The 14,900-nt window shown below is 72.9% G+C and carries 16 protein-coding genes and 1 riboswitch; of the genes, 8 read left to right on the forward strand and 8 right to left on the reverse strand.

Annotated features, from left to right (window positions below; translation table 11 throughout):
• Window positions 1-227: 227 nt before the first annotated feature.
• Entirely contained in the window at window positions 228-1,664 is a 1,437-nt protein-coding gene (locus PJ985_RS20190; protein WP_271685280.1) for a phytoene desaturase family protein, read from the forward strand.
• Between the two features lie 31 nt (window positions 1,665-1,695).
• On the opposite strand, the gene PJ985_RS20195 is transcribed toward PJ985_RS20190, so the two are convergent.
• From PJ985_RS20195 to PJ985_RS20220, 6 genes are all read right to left on the reverse strand, one after another.
• Window positions 1,696-2,718: a hypothetical protein gene (locus tag PJ985_RS20195; protein ID WP_271685281.1), complete on the reverse strand. Its 1,023-nt coding sequence runs from the start codon at window positions 2,716-2,718 to the stop codon at window positions 1,696-1,698.
• A gap of 13 nt (window positions 2,719-2,731) precedes the next feature.
• A complete protein-coding gene (metF, locus tag PJ985_RS20200; protein ID WP_271685282.1) occupies window positions 2,732-3,658 on the reverse strand; it encodes a methylenetetrahydrofolate reductase [NAD(P)H] in 927 nt (308 codons plus the stop codon).
• A gap of 36 nt (window positions 3,659-3,694) precedes the next feature.
• Window positions 3,695-4,336, reverse strand: coding sequence for a thiamine phosphate synthase (thiE, locus tag PJ985_RS20205; RefSeq protein WP_271685283.1), 642 nt, complete (start codon window positions 4,334-4,336; stop codon window positions 3,695-3,697).
• 126 nt (window positions 4,337-4,462) lie between these two features.
• Complete coding sequence (locus PJ985_RS20210) at window positions 4,463-4,828, reverse strand: Rv2175c family DNA-binding protein (RefSeq protein ID WP_271685284.1); 366 nt, start codon at window positions 4,826-4,828, stop codon at window positions 4,463-4,465.
• Window positions 4,829-4,912: 84 nt separating this feature from the next.
• The gene (locus PJ985_RS20215; RefSeq protein WP_271685285.1) at window positions 4,913-6,118 is read right to left on the reverse strand and encodes an NAD(P)/FAD-dependent oxidoreductase; all 1,206 of its coding nucleotides are present in this window, start codon (window positions 6,116-6,118) and stop codon (window positions 4,913-4,915) included.
• 99 nt (window positions 6,119-6,217) lie between these two features.
• Window positions 6,218-6,586, reverse strand: coding sequence for a hypothetical protein (locus PJ985_RS20220; RefSeq protein ID WP_271685286.1), 369 nt, complete (start codon window positions 6,584-6,586; stop codon window positions 6,218-6,220).
• A gap of 108 nt (window positions 6,587-6,694) precedes the next feature.
• Window positions 6,695-6,806, forward strand: a riboswitch (TPP riboswitch).
• Here PJ985_RS20220 and thiO point away from each other — a divergent pair.
• From thiO to PJ985_RS20250, 6 genes are all read left to right on the forward strand, one after another.
• The gene (gene thiO, locus PJ985_RS20225; RefSeq protein ID WP_271685287.1) at window positions 6,804-7,964 is read left to right on the forward strand and encodes a glycine oxidase ThiO; all 1,161 of its coding nucleotides are present in this window, start codon (window positions 6,804-6,806) and stop codon (window positions 7,962-7,964) included. (Overlaps the previous riboswitch by 3 nt.)
• A gap of 35 nt (window positions 7,965-7,999) precedes the next feature.
• Window positions 8,000-8,200 (forward strand): sulfur carrier protein ThiS, encoded by a 201-nt coding sequence (gene thiS / locus PJ985_RS20230; RefSeq protein ID WP_271685388.1) that lies wholly within the window; start codon window positions 8,000-8,002, stop codon window positions 8,198-8,200.
• 5 nt (window positions 8,201-8,205) lie between these two features.
• Window positions 8,206-9,015, forward strand: a complete 810-nt coding sequence (locus PJ985_RS20235; RefSeq protein ID WP_271685288.1) for a thiazole synthase — start codon at window positions 8,206-8,208, stop codon at window positions 9,013-9,015.
• Window positions 9,016-9,193: 178 nt separating this feature from the next.
• The gene (gene pknB / locus PJ985_RS20240; RefSeq protein ID WP_271685289.1) at window positions 9,194-11,116 is read left to right on the forward strand and encodes a Stk1 family PASTA domain-containing Ser/Thr kinase; all 1,923 of its coding nucleotides are present in this window, start codon (window positions 9,194-9,196) and stop codon (window positions 11,114-11,116) included.
• Between the two features lie 357 nt (window positions 11,117-11,473).
• Window positions 11,474-12,157, forward strand: a complete 684-nt coding sequence (locus tag PJ985_RS20245; RefSeq protein ID WP_271685290.1) for a transglycosylase SLT domain-containing protein — start codon at window positions 11,474-11,476, stop codon at window positions 12,155-12,157.
• Window positions 12,158-12,255: 98 nt separating this feature from the next.
• Window positions 12,256-13,122 (forward strand): deoxyribonuclease IV, encoded by an 867-nt coding sequence (locus PJ985_RS20250; RefSeq protein WP_271685389.1) that lies wholly within the window; start codon window positions 12,256-12,258, stop codon window positions 13,120-13,122.
• A 38-nt stretch (window positions 13,123-13,160) separates the two neighbouring features.
• On the opposite strand, the gene PJ985_RS20255 is transcribed toward PJ985_RS20250, so the two are convergent.
• Window positions 13,161-13,799 (reverse strand): sulfite oxidase-like oxidoreductase, encoded by a 639-nt coding sequence (locus PJ985_RS20255; RefSeq protein ID WP_271685291.1) that lies wholly within the window; start codon window positions 13,797-13,799, stop codon window positions 13,161-13,163.
• Window positions 13,800-13,967: 168 nt separating this feature from the next.
• On the opposite strand from PJ985_RS20255, the gene bfr reads away from it, so the two are divergent.
• Window positions 13,968-14,447: a bacterioferritin gene (gene bfr / locus PJ985_RS20260; protein ID WP_271685292.1), complete on the forward strand. Its 480-nt coding sequence runs from the start codon at window positions 13,968-13,970 to the stop codon at window positions 14,445-14,447.
• A gap of 23 nt (window positions 14,448-14,470) precedes the next feature.
• On the opposite strand, the gene PJ985_RS20265 is transcribed toward bfr, so the two are convergent.
• Entirely contained in the window at window positions 14,471-14,731 is a 261-nt protein-coding gene (locus PJ985_RS20265) for a (2Fe-2S)-binding protein (protein ID WP_271685293.1), read from the reverse strand.
• Between the last annotated feature and the right edge of the window lie 169 nt (window positions 14,732-14,900).

The following is a 14,900-nucleotide window of genomic DNA, read 5'->3' on the forward strand; positions in this document are numbered from 1 at the left end:
CCGTGTCGGCGGTGCGGGCCCGTTCCCCCGCGCCGACCACACTGCCCTGCGCGGAGGGCAGTGCCCATCCGTGCGGATACTCAGGCAGTACTCATCCACCGGACCGGGAACGGCCGCCCGTCGTCCGAGTACTCGGGGAAGTCGGCCCGCGCCGGCGCGGAGGCGTTCCGGGCGGGGCGGACGGGCAGCGGTGAGCGGCCCGCACGGCACCGGTAAGGTACCTGCTCATGGCAGGGATCGTGGTGGTAGGCGCGGGTATGGGCGCCATGGCGGCCGCGGCACGGCTGGCCGTGGCAGGTCATCGGGTGACGGTCCTGGAACGCGGCAGCACGCACGGCGGAGCGGTGCGGCAGTACACGCGGGACGGGTTCGCCTTCGACACCGGACCCGGCCTGCTGCACCTGCCGGCCGTCTGGCGCGACCTGTTCGTCAAGACCGGCAAGCAGCCGCTGGAGGAATGCCTCACGCTCACCCGCGTCGACCCGGCCGCCGAACACCGTTTCGCGGACGGCACCGCGGTCCGTCTTCCCGGCTTCTCCCTCGGAGGTGTCCGGCGGGCGCTGGACGACGCACTCGGTGACGCGGCGGGAGCCCGCTGGACGGCGCTCCTCGGCCGTGGCCGGCAGACCTGGGAGGCCACCCGGCGTCCGCTCATGGAAGAGCCACTGACGGCCGGATCCGCCGCCGGCGCCGCCCTGCGCCGCGACCCGTACCCGGTGGTGCGCCGCCGGGGCCGGCTGCGCCGCCGCCCGCCCGCGCTGGCGGACCTGGGCCGGGATGAGCTCCAGGACCCCCGGCTGGCGGCGCTGCTGGCCTCCTCGGTGCGGGACTACGGCATCGATCCCCGCCTCGCCCCGGCGAGCGCGGCTGTGCTGGCGTACATGGAGCAGGCATTCGGCAGCTGGTATCCGCTCGGCGGCCTCCGTGCCCTGGCCGACGCGGTGCACCGGCGCTGTCTGGACCGCGGCGTGGAGTTCGTCATGGGCGCCCACGCCGCCCGGATCCTGGAAGCGGACGGCCGGGCGGCCGGTGTGGAGCTCGCCGACGGCCGCACATTCGGGGCGGATACGGTGGTCTGGGGCGCCCCGGAACCGCAGACGCCCCTCCTCGGGCAGAGCCGCTGCACTGTCCTGCTGGCGCTGCGCGGCTCCCGCCCGCCGGGCACCGCGCACCGCACGGTGCTGCACGCACCGGACCCGTACGGCGATCCGCTGGTGCATCCGGTGGTGACCCTCCTGCGGCCCGACGACGCGGCGCTGCGCCCGGACGCGCATCACGAGAGCGCGGTGCTGACCGCTGCCGTTCCCGCCGCCGGGAGCAACGGGGCGCCCGGCGGCACGGACTGGGAGGCGTTCGCCGACCTGCTGCTCGACGCCGCGGAGCGGGCCGGCCTCGGGCTGCGCGACCGGCTGCTGTGGCGGGTGGTGCGGACGCCCGCCGATGTCGAGCGGGACACCGGCTCCCCCGGTGGCGTGGTGCCGGGTCCGGCGCTGGCCGGTGCCGGCGGCGCCTTCCTGACCGCCCCCAGCACGGGGCCGACGGCAGGGTCCTACCGGGTCGGCGGACATGCCCACCCGGGCGGCGGGCTCGCCCACGCGGGCATGTCCGGTGCGTTGTCGGCCGGGCTGATCGTCGAGGGGCCGCAGTGGCGCGGCTCCTACTGAGCCCAGCCCCGTCGCACCCGGCGGCCGGTCGTCAGTAGCGCGGCTCGTTGTAGTAGTACCCCTGGCCGCCGTCGTAGGCACCCGGCTGCGGGTACGACCCGTCCGGCTGCTGCCCGTGCGGCCCGTCCTGCGGGTAACCCGTCATCGGGTCGGGGGCGGCCGGGTCGCGCTGCTGCGGCATCCATACGCCGCCGGGCGGGGTCTCCTGGTAGGAGGGCTGCGCCCCGGACCACGGGCCACCGTCCGCCGGGTCCTGCGCCGGCGCGTACGGCTGGTGGGCCGGCGCATCCTGAGGGTATGCGGGACCGCCGTAGTCCGGGTAGGACACCGGCCGGCTGCCCGCTCCCCCGATGTAGGGATCGGAGTACGCGGCGAAGGGCTGTGTCTGCGGCGCGGCGTCCTGTGCGTAGGCGGCGTACTGCTCCTGCTGCTGATACGGGTCCGCGTAGGGGGCCGCCGGGGCGGCGTAGGCGTCGCTGCGGGCGGGAGAAGGGCCCCCTGCGTAGACCTCCCTCTCCCGGGAGTCCCCGGCCTGCGGGACGTAGGCGGTGCGCGCGTAGTCCTCCAGCGGGGCATAGACATCCTGCGGGGCCCAGCTCTCGTCCGGCCGCTCGAAGCCTGCGTCCGGTGTGGCGTACGCGTCGTACGACGGGCGGCCGTCGTCCCGGAGGTCGCCGTCCGGCCCGGCATGACCGCCGTGCTCGTCGTGTTCCGCGGGCACTCCGTACACGTCGGCGTCCGGGTCGTGATCGAGCGGCTCCATCGGCTGCACGTCCCGGCGACGCCGGCTGGTGCCCGGGCTGCCGCCGAGTGCCCAGCCGGTGGAGAAGCCGCGGCGGAAGGAAAGGGTCACGCAGGTCTGGCCCACCGCGAAGGCGATGGTGCCCAGTGCGATCACGTACACCGAGGGCAGCAGGACACCGAAGACCACGGTGAGGAAACCGAAGAAGGCGGTCAGCCGCCACCGCAGCCGGGCCTTGTACTGCAGCAGCACTTCACCGAGCAACCAGAGAGCGACGAGCCCGAACGCGATGTAGAGGACCGTCCAGCCCATGTACGCCCTCTCCTCAGTGACCCCGGGCCCGCTGGTGCAGACCGAGATTCTTGTAGATCTCCAGCGTCGCCGTGGAGTGGTTCAGCGTCATGAAGTGCAGCCCGGGGGCGTCCTCTTCCATCAGCTTCGCGCAGAGCTCCGTGGCGTACTCGATTCCGACCGAGCGTACAGCCAACGGATCGTCTTTGACCGAGAGGAGCCGCCGCTCGAGCTCCGGCGGGAAGGCAGCGTTGCTGAGTTGGGCGAACCGCTCGATCTGCCGCACGTTCGTGACGGGCATGATCTCCGGAATGATCGGCGTCGGGCACCCCGCGGCGGCCACCCGGTCCCGAAGCCGCAGGTAGTCGTCGGCGTGGAAGAACATCTGGGTGATGGCGAAGTCCGCCCCGGCACGGCACTTGTTCACGAAATGCCGGATATCGGACTCCCAGTCCGAGGACCTCGGATGCATCTCGGGGAAGGCCGCCACCCCGACGCAGAAGTCCCCCGACGCCTTGATCAGCTCGACCAGCTCTGCGGCGTAACTCACACCCCCGGGGTGTTTGACCCAGTCCCCCAGGGGATCGCCCGGTGGGTCGCCGCGCAGCGCCAGCACGTTGCGGATCCCCGCGTCGGCGTACTGGCCGATGATGTGGCGCAGATCGGCGACGGAGTGGCCGACGGCCGTCAGGTGGGCGACCGGGGTGAGGGTCGTCTCGGTCGTGATCCGCTCGGTTGCCCGTACCGTGCCGTCCCGGGAGGAGCCGCCGGCGCCGTAGGTGACGGAGACGAAGGTCGGCGCCACCGCCTCGACCCGGCGGATGGCGTTCCACAGGGTCCGCTCCCCCTTCTCGGTGCGGGGCGGCATGAACTCGAACGAGTAAGAACGCTCGCCGGAAGCCAGCAAGTCGCGCACCGTCAGCGCACCGTCGGTGCGGACAGAAGGGATTCCCAGAGCCATGGTCGACAGGCTACCCACAGCCCGGTGGGCGGAATATCAGTATCCGAGGAGCGGACGCTCCCGCAGCCGCCCGGCCAGCCGGGCCGCCGCCTGCCCGGGGTCGTCCGCCTCCGTGAGTGCCCGCACCACGACCACCCGGCGGGCCCCGGCATCGAGCACCTGCTCGAGGGTGTCCTCGCCGATGCCGCCGATGGCGAACCAGGGCAGGCCGCTGCGGAGGGCGGCGGCGTACCGCACCAGCGGCAGGCCGGGGGCGGGACGGCCCGGCTTGGTCGGGGTCGGCCAGCAGGGGCCGGTGCAGAAGTAGTCCACACCCGGCTCCTCGCTCGCGGCGTCCACCTCGGCCTCACTGTGCGTGGACCGGCCGATCAGCACCTCGTTGCCGAGCAGCGCACGGGCGGCAGGCACCGGCAGGTCCCCCTGGCCCAGGTGCAGCACATCGGCCCCGGCGGCGTGCGCGACGTCGGCGCGGTCGTTGACGGCCAGCAGCCTGCCGTGCCGTCGGCAGGCGTCAGCGAACACCGCGAGGTGATCGAGCTCCTCTGCCGCCTCCATCCCCTTGTCCCTCAGCTGCACGATGTCCACGCCGGCGGCCAGCACCGCATCGAGAAACTCCGGCAGGTCACCCTGCCGTTTCCGGGCATCGGTGCACAGATAGAGGCGTGCGTCGGCAAGCATGAAAGGTCCCCTGGTTCGGCTGGTGGTCGTGGGACGGTCCGGGCCCGGCCGGGTGTGCTCAGCGGCCGGCCCCCGGCCCAGCGGCCTGCGGCGGCACGGGCAGCAACCGCCGCCGCAGGCACTCACTCACAGCGCGAGCGCCTGCGCCCGGCGTTTCACCTCGGTGCCCCGGTTCTCGTGGAGCGCCTGCGCGGGGGTGCCGGGCAGGCTGTCGTCGGGGGTGAACAGCCACTCCACCATCTCCTCGACGTCGAAACCGTCGTCCCGCAACAGCGTGAGGGTGCCGGACAGGCCCTTCACGATCCGGTCCTCGGCCATGAACTGGGCGGGCACCATGAGCACCCGGTTCTCACCGCGGCGCACGGCGATGAGCAGACCCTCCCTGATCCACTGGCGGACCCGGGTCACCTCCACTTCGCACATTTCCGCGATGTCGGGAAGCGTCAGCCAGGCAGGTACGAGCGCGTCGATCTTTTCGTCAATCTCGGTCACGTGTCCCAGCCTGCCATCTGTGGCGGACAACCGTCACCGCGGCCTCCCCACGCCTTCCCGGCCGCCCTCTCATCCCGCGGCAGGTCAGCGGGCGGCGGACTTCAGGGGGACGGCGGGGTCCGCCGCGCGGGCCTGGTCCAGGGCGGTGGCGCGTTCGATGAGGCGGCGGCCCTGGGCGAGGTCGCGGGGGCGGTCCACCGCCAGGAGGGCGCGCAGTACGCCGTCGCGCAGCCAGCAGACGGACCACGAGGCGTCGGCCGGGGAGCCGCGCCACACCAGCTCGTCGCCCTCACCGCGGTGGCCCGCGTACTGCACGGTGCGGCCGAACTGTTCCGACCAGAAGTACGGGACGGGATCGTGGAGCGCGTCGCGGCCGAGAATGCCGGCCGCCACCGTCCGCGGACCCTGCAGGGCGTTGTCCCAGTGGTGGACGAGCATCCGGCTGCCGTAGCGGGCGGAGGGGAAGGAGGCGCAGTCCCCCACGGCGTGCACCCCCGGGACACCCGCCCGCAGGCGGGCGTCCGCGCGGACCGACCCGTCCGGGGTCAGGGGGATCCCCGATCCTGTCAGCCAGGCGGTGGCCGGGCGGGAGCCGATGCCGATCAGCGCCGCGTCGGCGGGCAGCAGCCGGCCGTCGGCCAGCTCCACCGCGCCCTTGCGGACCGCGGTGACGGTGCGGGACGTGAGCAGTTCGGCGCCGGCGTCGGCGTACCACTGCCGCATCGGCTCGGTGACCGCGGCGGGCAGGGCGCCGGCCAGCGGCTGGGCCGCGGCCTCGACGACCGTCACCCGGCAGCCCGCCGCGCGGGCCGCGGTGGCGAATTCGGCGCCGATCCAGCCCGCGCCGACGGCCACCACGTCCCGCCGCTTGTCCAGGACCCGGCGCAGCCGGTGGGCGTCGTCGAGGGTGCGCAGGAGGAATGCGTCCGGGTCGCGGGCGGTGCCGGGCAGCGCGAGCGGCTCGGCACCGGTGGCCAGGACGCAGTGGTCGTAGCCGACCGGCCCGCCGGGGGTGTCGACCTCCCGGTCCGCGGGGCGCAGGGCGGTGACCGGGCAGCCGGTCAGCAGCTCGATGCCGAGCGCCCGGAAGTCCACCTCGAACTCACTGGCGCCGGCCTTGCCGAGCAGGATGTCCTTGGACAGCGGCGGCCGGTCGTAGGGCCGGTGCGGCTCGGCGCCCAGGAGGGTGACGGCGCCCTCCCAGCCCTGCTCCCGCAACTGGACCGCGGTCTGCACCCCGGCGAGGCCCGCTCCGGCGATGACGACTCGCTGCTGGCTCTGTTCGCTCACGCGCGTCAGCATAGGGTCCGGCGCCGCGGCACGGCCCGGAGAGCGGCGGAGCGTGCAGGTTCCGGAGCGCTCCGGCGCCGGAGGCGCAGGGTGGCCCGGCTATCCGGGAAGGGGCGCTTCCGGGCCGTCGCCGGTCTCCTCGACGATGCTGGTGCCGCGGCCGGGCTGCGACTCCCACCGCCAGCTCTCCTCCAGACGCAGCCGTCCGCCGGGGAGCGCGACGATCCGGCTCACGCAGTGACCCGACGCGGTGGTGCCGTCGGTGCGGAGCTGGACGTAGCGGAAGTCGATCATGTCTTCCGAGCGGGTGCCGATCAGGGCTCCCCGCACGATGTCGCCGCCCGAATAGTCGGCCCACACCTGGTGGCCGTGCTGGTGGTAGCGGAAGCGGGTCCGGGTGCCGACCTGTCCGGCCTGCTGGTCGGCGACCGGAGCGAAGGTCCGCCCCTCCAGTGACGCCACGGGCATCCCATGGCTCCTTTCCTCGCTGACGGTGACGGCACGGGGCCGACAACGGCATGGGCGGTGACGTCGGAAGCACAGCCCGCCCGGTGAGGGTATTACGCTGGCCGGACACGAAGCACCCACGGGAGCCCGGACGACCGGGCTGAGAGGGAGGCCGGCCGGCCTCCGACCGTACGAACCTGATCCGGGTCATGCCGGCGAAGGGAGGAGGAGCACGGTCATGTCCGAGCGATCCCACGATGTGCTGGTCATCGGTGGTGGCGTCATCGGCCTGGTGACGGCCTGGCGGGCGGCCCAGCGGGGCCTTTCCACCGTCGTCGTCGATCCGCGGCCGGGCGGCGGAGCCGCCGAGGTCGCTGCCGGCATGCTGGCGGCCGTCACCGAGCTCCATCACGGCGAGGAGGCCCTGCTCGCGCTCAATCTGGCGTCCGCCCGCCGCTACCCGGAGTTCAGCGCCGAGCTGGAGGAGGCCGCGGGGCAGGAGATCGGCTACCGCCCGTGCGGCACCCTGGCGGTGGCGCTGGACTCCGACGACCGGGCCCAGTTGAAGGAGCTGCACGCGCTCCAGCACCGGTGCGGGCTCGTCTCGCAGTGGCTTTCCGGCAGGGAGTGCCGGAAGCTGGAGCCGATGCTGGCTCCCGGGGTACGCGGCGGGCTCCGGGTGGACGGCGATCACCAGACCGACCCGCGGCTGCTGTCCGCCGCGCTGCTCACCGCCTGCGAGCGGGCCGGGGTGATCTTCCGGCGGTCCTGGGCCCGGCGGCTGGTGACCGCCGGGGAGCGGGCCACCGCGGTGCTGCTGGACGACGGCGGAACGCTCCCGGCCGGACAGGTGGTGCTGGCGGGCGGCAGCCACAGCGCAGCCCTGGAGGGGATCCCGCCGGAGGTGGTGCCTCCGGTCCGCCCGGTCAAGGGGCAGGTTCTGCGCCTGCGCGTGCCGCGGCGGTACGCGCCGTTCCTGTCCCGCACGGTGCGGGCCGTGGTGCGGGGCTCCGCCGTGTACCTGGTACCGCGGGTCAGCGGCGAGCTGGTGATCGGTGCGACGTCCGAGGAGCAGGGCTGGGACACCACCGTCACCGCGGGAGGGGTCTACGAGCTGCTGCGCGACGCGCACGAGCTGGTTCCCGGGCTGACCGAGCTGCCGTTGGCCGAGACCCGGGCCGGGCTGCGTCCCTGCAGCCCGGACAACGCCCCGCTGCTGGGGCCCACCGCGCTTCCCGGGCTGCAGCTGGCCACCGGCCACCACCGGAACGGCATCCTGCTGACCCCGGTCACCGGGGACGTGCTGGCCGACGCCCTGACCACCGGACAGCTTCCCGAGGTGGCCCGCCCGTTCGGCGCGCTGCGCTTCTCCCGCCCACGCCAGGAGGTACTGACGTGACCACCGCCCCCTCTTCCGGCACCGCCCCGGTGCCGGTGTCCCTGTCCGTCAACGGCGAGCCGCGTGAGGTCGCGCCCGGCACCACGCTGGACGCGCTGATAGCCGGCCTGACCGCGGCGCCCTCGGGGGTTGCCGCAGCCGTCAATGAAGCGGTGGTCCCGCGCGGCCGGTGGGCCGGGACGGCGCTGCGTCCCGGTGACCGGGTCGAGGTGCTCACCGCGGTGCAGGGCGGGTGAGCGCGATGACCGCCTCGGCCGACGAGCCGCTCGTGCTCGGCGGGGCCCGCCTCGCGTCCCGGCTGATCATGGGCACCGGCGGAGCGCCCAGTCTGGAGGTTCTGCGCGAGTCGCTGGCGGCCTCCGGAACCGAGCTCACCACGGTGGCGATGCGCCGGCTCGACCCCGCGGTGCACGGTTCGGTGCTGTCGGTGCTGGCGGAGCTCGGGATCGGGGTACTGCCGAACACCGCGGGCTGCTACACCGCCGGTGAGGCGGTACTGACGGCCCGGCTGGCCCGGGAGGCACTGGGCACCGAGCTGGTCAAACTCGAGGTCATCGCGGACGAGCGCACCCTGCTGCCCGACCCGGTGGAGACCCTGGACGCCGCCGAGATCCTGGTCGACGACGGCTTCACCGTGCTGCCCTACACCAACGACGACCCGGTGGTCGCGCAGAAGCTCCAGGACATCGGCTGTGCGGCGATCATGCCTCTGGGGTCGCCGATCGGCTCCGGGCTCGGCATCCGCAACCCGCACAACTTCCAGCTGATCACCGAACGGGCCGAGGTCCCGGTCATTCTGGACGCCGGTGCGGGCACCGCCTCGGACGTGTCCCTGGCCATGGAGCTGGGCTGCGCGGGGGTCATGCTGGCCTCCGCGGTGACGCGGGCGCAGTCCCCGGTGCTGATGGCCCGGGCGATGCGGCACGCGGTCGAGGCGGGACGGCTCGCCCGGCTGGCCGGGCGGATTCCGCGCCGGCACTTCGCGGAGGCCTCCTCACCCGCCGAGGGCATGGCGGTGCTGGATCCGGAGCGGCCGGCGTTCACCGGCTGACCCGGCCGGTGCCCCCGTGCCGGGCGGCGCCCCGGCCCTCCGGAGCCCGGGGGCCGGGGAAGGTTCCGGGATTCGGGTAACCGTTCAGCTGCAGTACGGAAGCAGTCCGGAGGCAGTACGAGGGGCCCGCCGCGCACAGGTCCCGGAGCCACCGTGACGGCTCGTAAACTTGTCCGCTGTGAACACCACCCTCAGGGACCCGCTGCTCGGGCAGGTACTCGACGGCCGGTACCGCGTCGAGGCACGTATCGCCGTCGGCGGCATGGCCACGGTCTACCGCGCCCTGGACACCCGGCTCGACCGGGTGCTCGCGCTGAAGGTGATGCACCCGTCGCTGGCCGTGGACGCCGAGTTCGTCGAACGGTTCATCCGGGAGGCGAAGGCCGTCGCCCGGCTGGATCATCCGAACATCGTGGGGGTGCACGACCAGAGCGCTGACGGTGCCTACGTCTACCTGGCGATGGAGTACGTGGCCGGCTGCACCCTCCGGGATGTGCTGCGCGACACCGGTGCTCTCCCGCCCCGGGCGGTCCTGGATCTCATGGAGCCCGTGCTGGCCGGCCTGGGCGCCGCGCACCGGGCGGGCCTGGTGCACCGCGACATGAAGCCGGAGAACGTGCTGATCGGTGACGACGGCCGGGTCAAGGTCGCCGACTTCGGCCTGGTGCGCGGGGTGGACACCCAGACCTCCGCGGCCACCGGCTCCCTGCTGGGCACCCTCTCCTATCTCGCTCCGGAACAGATCGAGCACGGCACGGTCGGCACCCGTGCCGACGTGTACGCCTGCGGGATCATGCTGTACGAGCTGCTGACCGGCGCGAAGCCGCACACCGGGGACTCCGCCGCACAGGTGCTGCTGGCGCACGTCAACCGGGACGTGCCGCCGCCGTCGGAGGCGGTGGCGGGCCTGGCGGCCGAGCTGGACGCCCTGGTGGCCGGGGCCACCTCCCGGACGCCCGCGGCCCGGCCGCCCGACGCCGCCGCGCTGCTCTCCCGGTTGCGGGCCGCCCGGGCGGTGCTGACCGAGGGGCAGCTGGACACCGCGCCGCCGCGACGCGCGGAGACGGCGGCCGGCCGGGGCAGGGACGCGGCCGGGCCGGAGGATGTGACCAGTGTCGTACCGCTTCCCCCGGGAGTGACGCCCGCACACGGCACGGACCGAACCGCCCGCTTCGCCCTGCCGGAGGTGCCCCAGGCGCCCCCGGCAGCCGGCCGGCGACGGCCACTGCCCCGGCGGGCGGTGTGGGCCCTGGTGCTCGCCGTCCTCGCAGTGCTGGGCACCGGCGCCGGTCTGTGGTACATCAACTCCGGGCAGTTCACCCGGACCCCCGGGGTGTACGGGGTGCCGCAGGCGGAGGCTGAGCAGACGCTGCGGGAGGCCGGGCTGGGGGTGCGGGTCACCGAGGACTTCTCCCCCACCGTGGAACGCGGTCATGTCATCAGTACCGACCCGCAGCGCGGGGATCGGATCCGGCGGAACGCCGCGGTCACCGTCGTCGTCTCCCGCGGGCCGGAGGTGGTGACGGTTCCGGAACTGGAGGGTGTACCGGTCGAGGAGGCCCAGCAGCAGCTGACCGAGGCCGGCCTGACCCCCGGCACGGAGAGCACGGAGTTCCACGAGGACGTTCCGCAGGGGGCGGTCATCCGCACCGACCCGCCCGCGGGCCAGGAACGGCGCCCGGACTCAGCGGTGGCCCTGGTGGTGAGCCGGGGCGTGGAGATCGACGTACCCGATGTGACCGGTGAAGCGGAGGGCACCGCCATCCAGCAGCTCGACGGCGCCGGCTTCGAGGTGGACGTCCACGGGGAGCGCGTGCACTCCGTGCATCCGGAGGGCACCGTGGCCGAACAATCGCCGGACGGGGGCGGGACCGCCGCGGTGGGCGACACCGTCACCCTGACGATCTCCAAGGGCCCCGAGATGATCGAGGTCCCGGATGTCCGGGGCATGCGCGAGCGGGAGGCCCGGGAAACGCTGGAGGAAGCGGGCTTCGAGGTCTCGGTGCGCCGCTACTTCGTGACCGGCACCGTGTTCAACCAGTCCGTGCACAGCGGGGACACCGCGGAGCGGGGTTCCACGATCATCATCCACCTGCGCTGAGGAAAGTTCCCGCGCCCGCCGGCCGGCGCGGGAAGACACCGGAAAACCCGGCCGTCGCGAGAATCCGGCACGCACCGGTCCCGTCCCGGGAATATCCCGCCCGCTCCGCCGCGGGGACACGCGCGGGGCGGCTTGCGGTTGTGAAGGCCCTCACAAGGACCTTCGTCACATACGACTCCGGATAGTGGGCCATTTTTCCCCGCACCCCTTCCCTCGGGCCTCCGACACGGTCGCCCCTGAGGATGACTTTCTCCTGTATCTACGGTTGTACCTAGTAAAAAGGGTCTTTGCCACGCCTTTTCCGGGGCTGTTACGAATTGTCTCGAACCCCCCGAAACGAAGATGAGGTCCCCCTTGATGCGTGCCACCCAGTTGCTCCGACAGGGCCGGCTGTCCCTCACCCGGCAGGCCGCCACCACGTCGTTCGCCGGCATCGGCGTAGCCGCTCTGGCATTCACCTTCGCTCCGGTTCCCGCCGCAGCCGACACCCACCCCGTCGCCGCGGCGGCGGCCGCCGACGCCGCACCGGTCGCCCACGCGGCGGCCTCCGCGGAGCTCTCGGGGGACCACACGGTCTTCGCCGGTGAGTGGGGCACGACGGTGCGGGAGCAGATCGAGGAGCAGGAGGCCGCGGACCGCCCCGCCGGGCAGCGGGCCGAGGAGCCCGCCGCGGACCGGAGCGCGGAGCGCACGGACATCGCCCCCGCGGCCACCGCGTACTCCAACAACCTGGACGGCTGGATACGGGAATCGCTCGACATCATGGCCGCGCACGGCATCCCGGGCAGCTACGAGGGCCTGCACCGCAACATCATGCGGGAGTCCTCGGGCGATCCGTTCGCCATCAACCTCTGGGACATCAACGCCAAGAACGGCGTGCCGTCCAAGGGGCTGCTGCAGGTCATCCAGCCGACGTTCGATGCCTACCACGTCCCGGGCACGGCATACGACCTGTACGACCCGGTCGCCAACATCGTCGCCGCAGCCAACTACGCGGCCGACCGCTACGGCTCCATGGACAACGTGAACGGCCCGTACTGACCGGTGCCCGGCCGGCTCCGCCCGGCTGGCAAGCTGGAGGCGTGAGCACCACTGCGCCTCCCCCCAGCACCACCCCTCTCCACTTCCCGGCCGCCCCCCTGGGCCGGGACCGCAACCCGGTGGGAAGTCACATCCCGGTAGCCGGTGGCCTCGCGGCCACCGGCATTCCGTATGCCCGCGCGATGGGCGCCGAGGCCGTCCAGGTGTTCGTCGCCAATCCGCGCGGCTGGGCCACCCCGCCGGGCAGCCCGCGCCAGGACGAAGAGTTCCGCGCCGCCTGCACCGCCGAGGGCCTGCCGGTCCACATCCACGCGCCCTACCTCATCAACTTCGGCTCGCACACCGCCGCCACCGTGGACAGCTCCGTACTGTCCCTGCGGCACTCGCTGCGCAGGGGACGCGCGATCGGAGCGCGCGGCGTCGTGGTGCACACCGGCTCGGCGACCGGGGGCCGCAGCCGCGCCACGGCGCTGGCGCAGGTCCGGGAGCGACTGCTGCCGCTGCTGGAGGAGCTGACCCACCCGGACGATCCCTGGCTGCTGCTCGAGCCCACGGCCGGCCAGGGATTCTCGCTGTGCTCGCTGGCCGAGGACCTGGAGCCGTATGCCGAGGCCCTGGACCGGCATCCCCGGCTGGGCCTCTGCCTGGACACCTGTCACGCCTTCGCCGCCGGACACGACCTGGCGGCGCCGGGCGGAGTCAAGGCGCTGCTGGACGAGGTGACCGACGTGCTGGGCCCGGGCCGGCTGAAGCTGATCCACGCCAACGACTCCATGGACGTCACCGGCGCCCGCAAGGACCGGCACGCGAACATCGGCGCGGGGCACATCGGCGCGGAGCCCTTCCGGGAGCTGTTCCGCCATCCGGCCACCGTTGGTGTGCCTCTGGTGATCGAGACGCCCGGCGGCCGGGAGGGCCACGCGGCGGACGTCGCCCGGCTGAAGGCGCTGCGCGACGAAGGGTGACGGACGGGGGCCGGGTACGCCGGCCGGCGCTCCGGCGCTCAGAGCTCAGGGCCGTCGCCCGGCTCCTCCTGATAGGAGTACCGCTGCTCGCGCTGCACCTCGCCGATGTTGTGGTACCCGCGCTCCTCCCAGAAGCCCCGCCGGTCGGCGGTCATGTACTCCACACCGCGCACCCACTTCGGGCCCTTCCAGCCGTACAGCTGCGGCACGACCAGGCGCAGCGGGAAGCCGTGCTCGGCGGTCAGCAGCTCACCGGCACGGTGGGTGGCGAAGACGGACCCCTCGGCGGCGAAGTCGGCCAGCCGCAGATTGGCGCTGTAGCCGTACTCGGCCCACACCATCACGTGGCTCACCCCCGGGGCCGGCGGCACCAGCTCCAGCACGGTGCGGGCCCGGACTCCGCCCCACTCGGCATCCAGCATGCTGAACCGGGTCACGCAGTGCAGGTCGGCGACCACCGTCTCGTGCGGCAGTGCCGAGAACTCCTCGTGCGTCCAGCGGTGCTTGTCACCGTCCCCGGTGGCCCCGAAGACCCGGAAGTCCCAGCGTTCGGGCCGGTATTTCGGCACCGGGCCGTAATGGGTGACGGGCCAGCCGCGCTGCAGCCGCTGTCCCGGCGGAAGGCGGTCCGGGGAGGAGTTCCGGTTCTCCTCCGCGTGACCTTCCGGTTCTCCCATGACTCCATGGTGACAGACCCGTCCAACAGCGCTGCACTGCCACCCCACCGAGGTCCTCACCTGCGATTATGGACCGTATTCGGTAAGCCTTCGCTTACTGGACGCTGGCGGGTCGGTGGTGCCACGATGCGTTGACCACTGCCGTCTCTCCGGAAGGAGCGCACTGCCATGCAGGGCGACCCCGAGGTCATCGAGTTTCTCAACGAACAGCTGACCGCCGAGCTCACGGCCATCAACCAGTATTTCCTGCACGCGAAAATGCAGGAGAACTTCGGTTGGACCAAGCTGGCAAAATTCACACGTGCCGAGTCCTTCGACGAAATGAAGCACGCCGAGGTTCTCACCGACCGCATTCTGTTCCTGGAGGACCTGCCGAACTACCAGCGGCTGTTCCACGTCCGGGTCGGGCAGACGGTCACCGAGATGTTCCAGGCGGACCGCCAGATCGAGGTCGAGGCCATTGACCGGCTACGGCGCGGAATCACGGTGATGCGGGCCAAGGGCGACGTCACCTCGGCCAGGATCTTCGAAACGATCCTCGAGGACGAGGAACACCACATCGACTATCTGGATGCTCAGCTCGAGCTGATCGAGAAACTGGGCGAGCCGCTGTACCTCGCACAGCAGATCGAGCAGCCCACCGGCTGACGTGCCGGAAGCGGTGCCCGACGTCAGGCTGCGGCGGGCTGCTGGGTGAGCGGGAGGGCCGGTACGGCGCTCCCCGCCGCGGCAGCCGACCGATGCGCTGCGACCGGCTCGCGCCGGGGACAGCCGGCACCGCGCCCCAGCAGGCCCTGGATGCGGCGGACACAGGAACCGCAGTCGGTGCCCGCCTTGCTCTCGGACGCGATCTGACGCGGAGTGCAGGCTCCGGCCGCAGCGTGCTCACGCACCTGCTGCTCGGTGACACGGAAGCACGAACAGACGTACACCGCTGACCTCCGCAGGGGATCGGATCGGCCCCCACGCGGGCTTGGTGAGGTAATGCTTACCTTACCCCTGATGCCCGGTGGTGCCAACGCGCAGTGGGGCGCGGATCGATGTGATCCGCGCCCCACTGCACCGTCTCGTCGGCCCGGCACCGTCTCGTCCGCCCGGGCA

This window comes from Streptomyces sp. ACA25, assembly GCF_028200735.1.
Classification (GTDB): Bacteria; Actinomycetota; Actinomycetes; order Streptomycetales; family Streptomycetaceae; genus Streptomyces.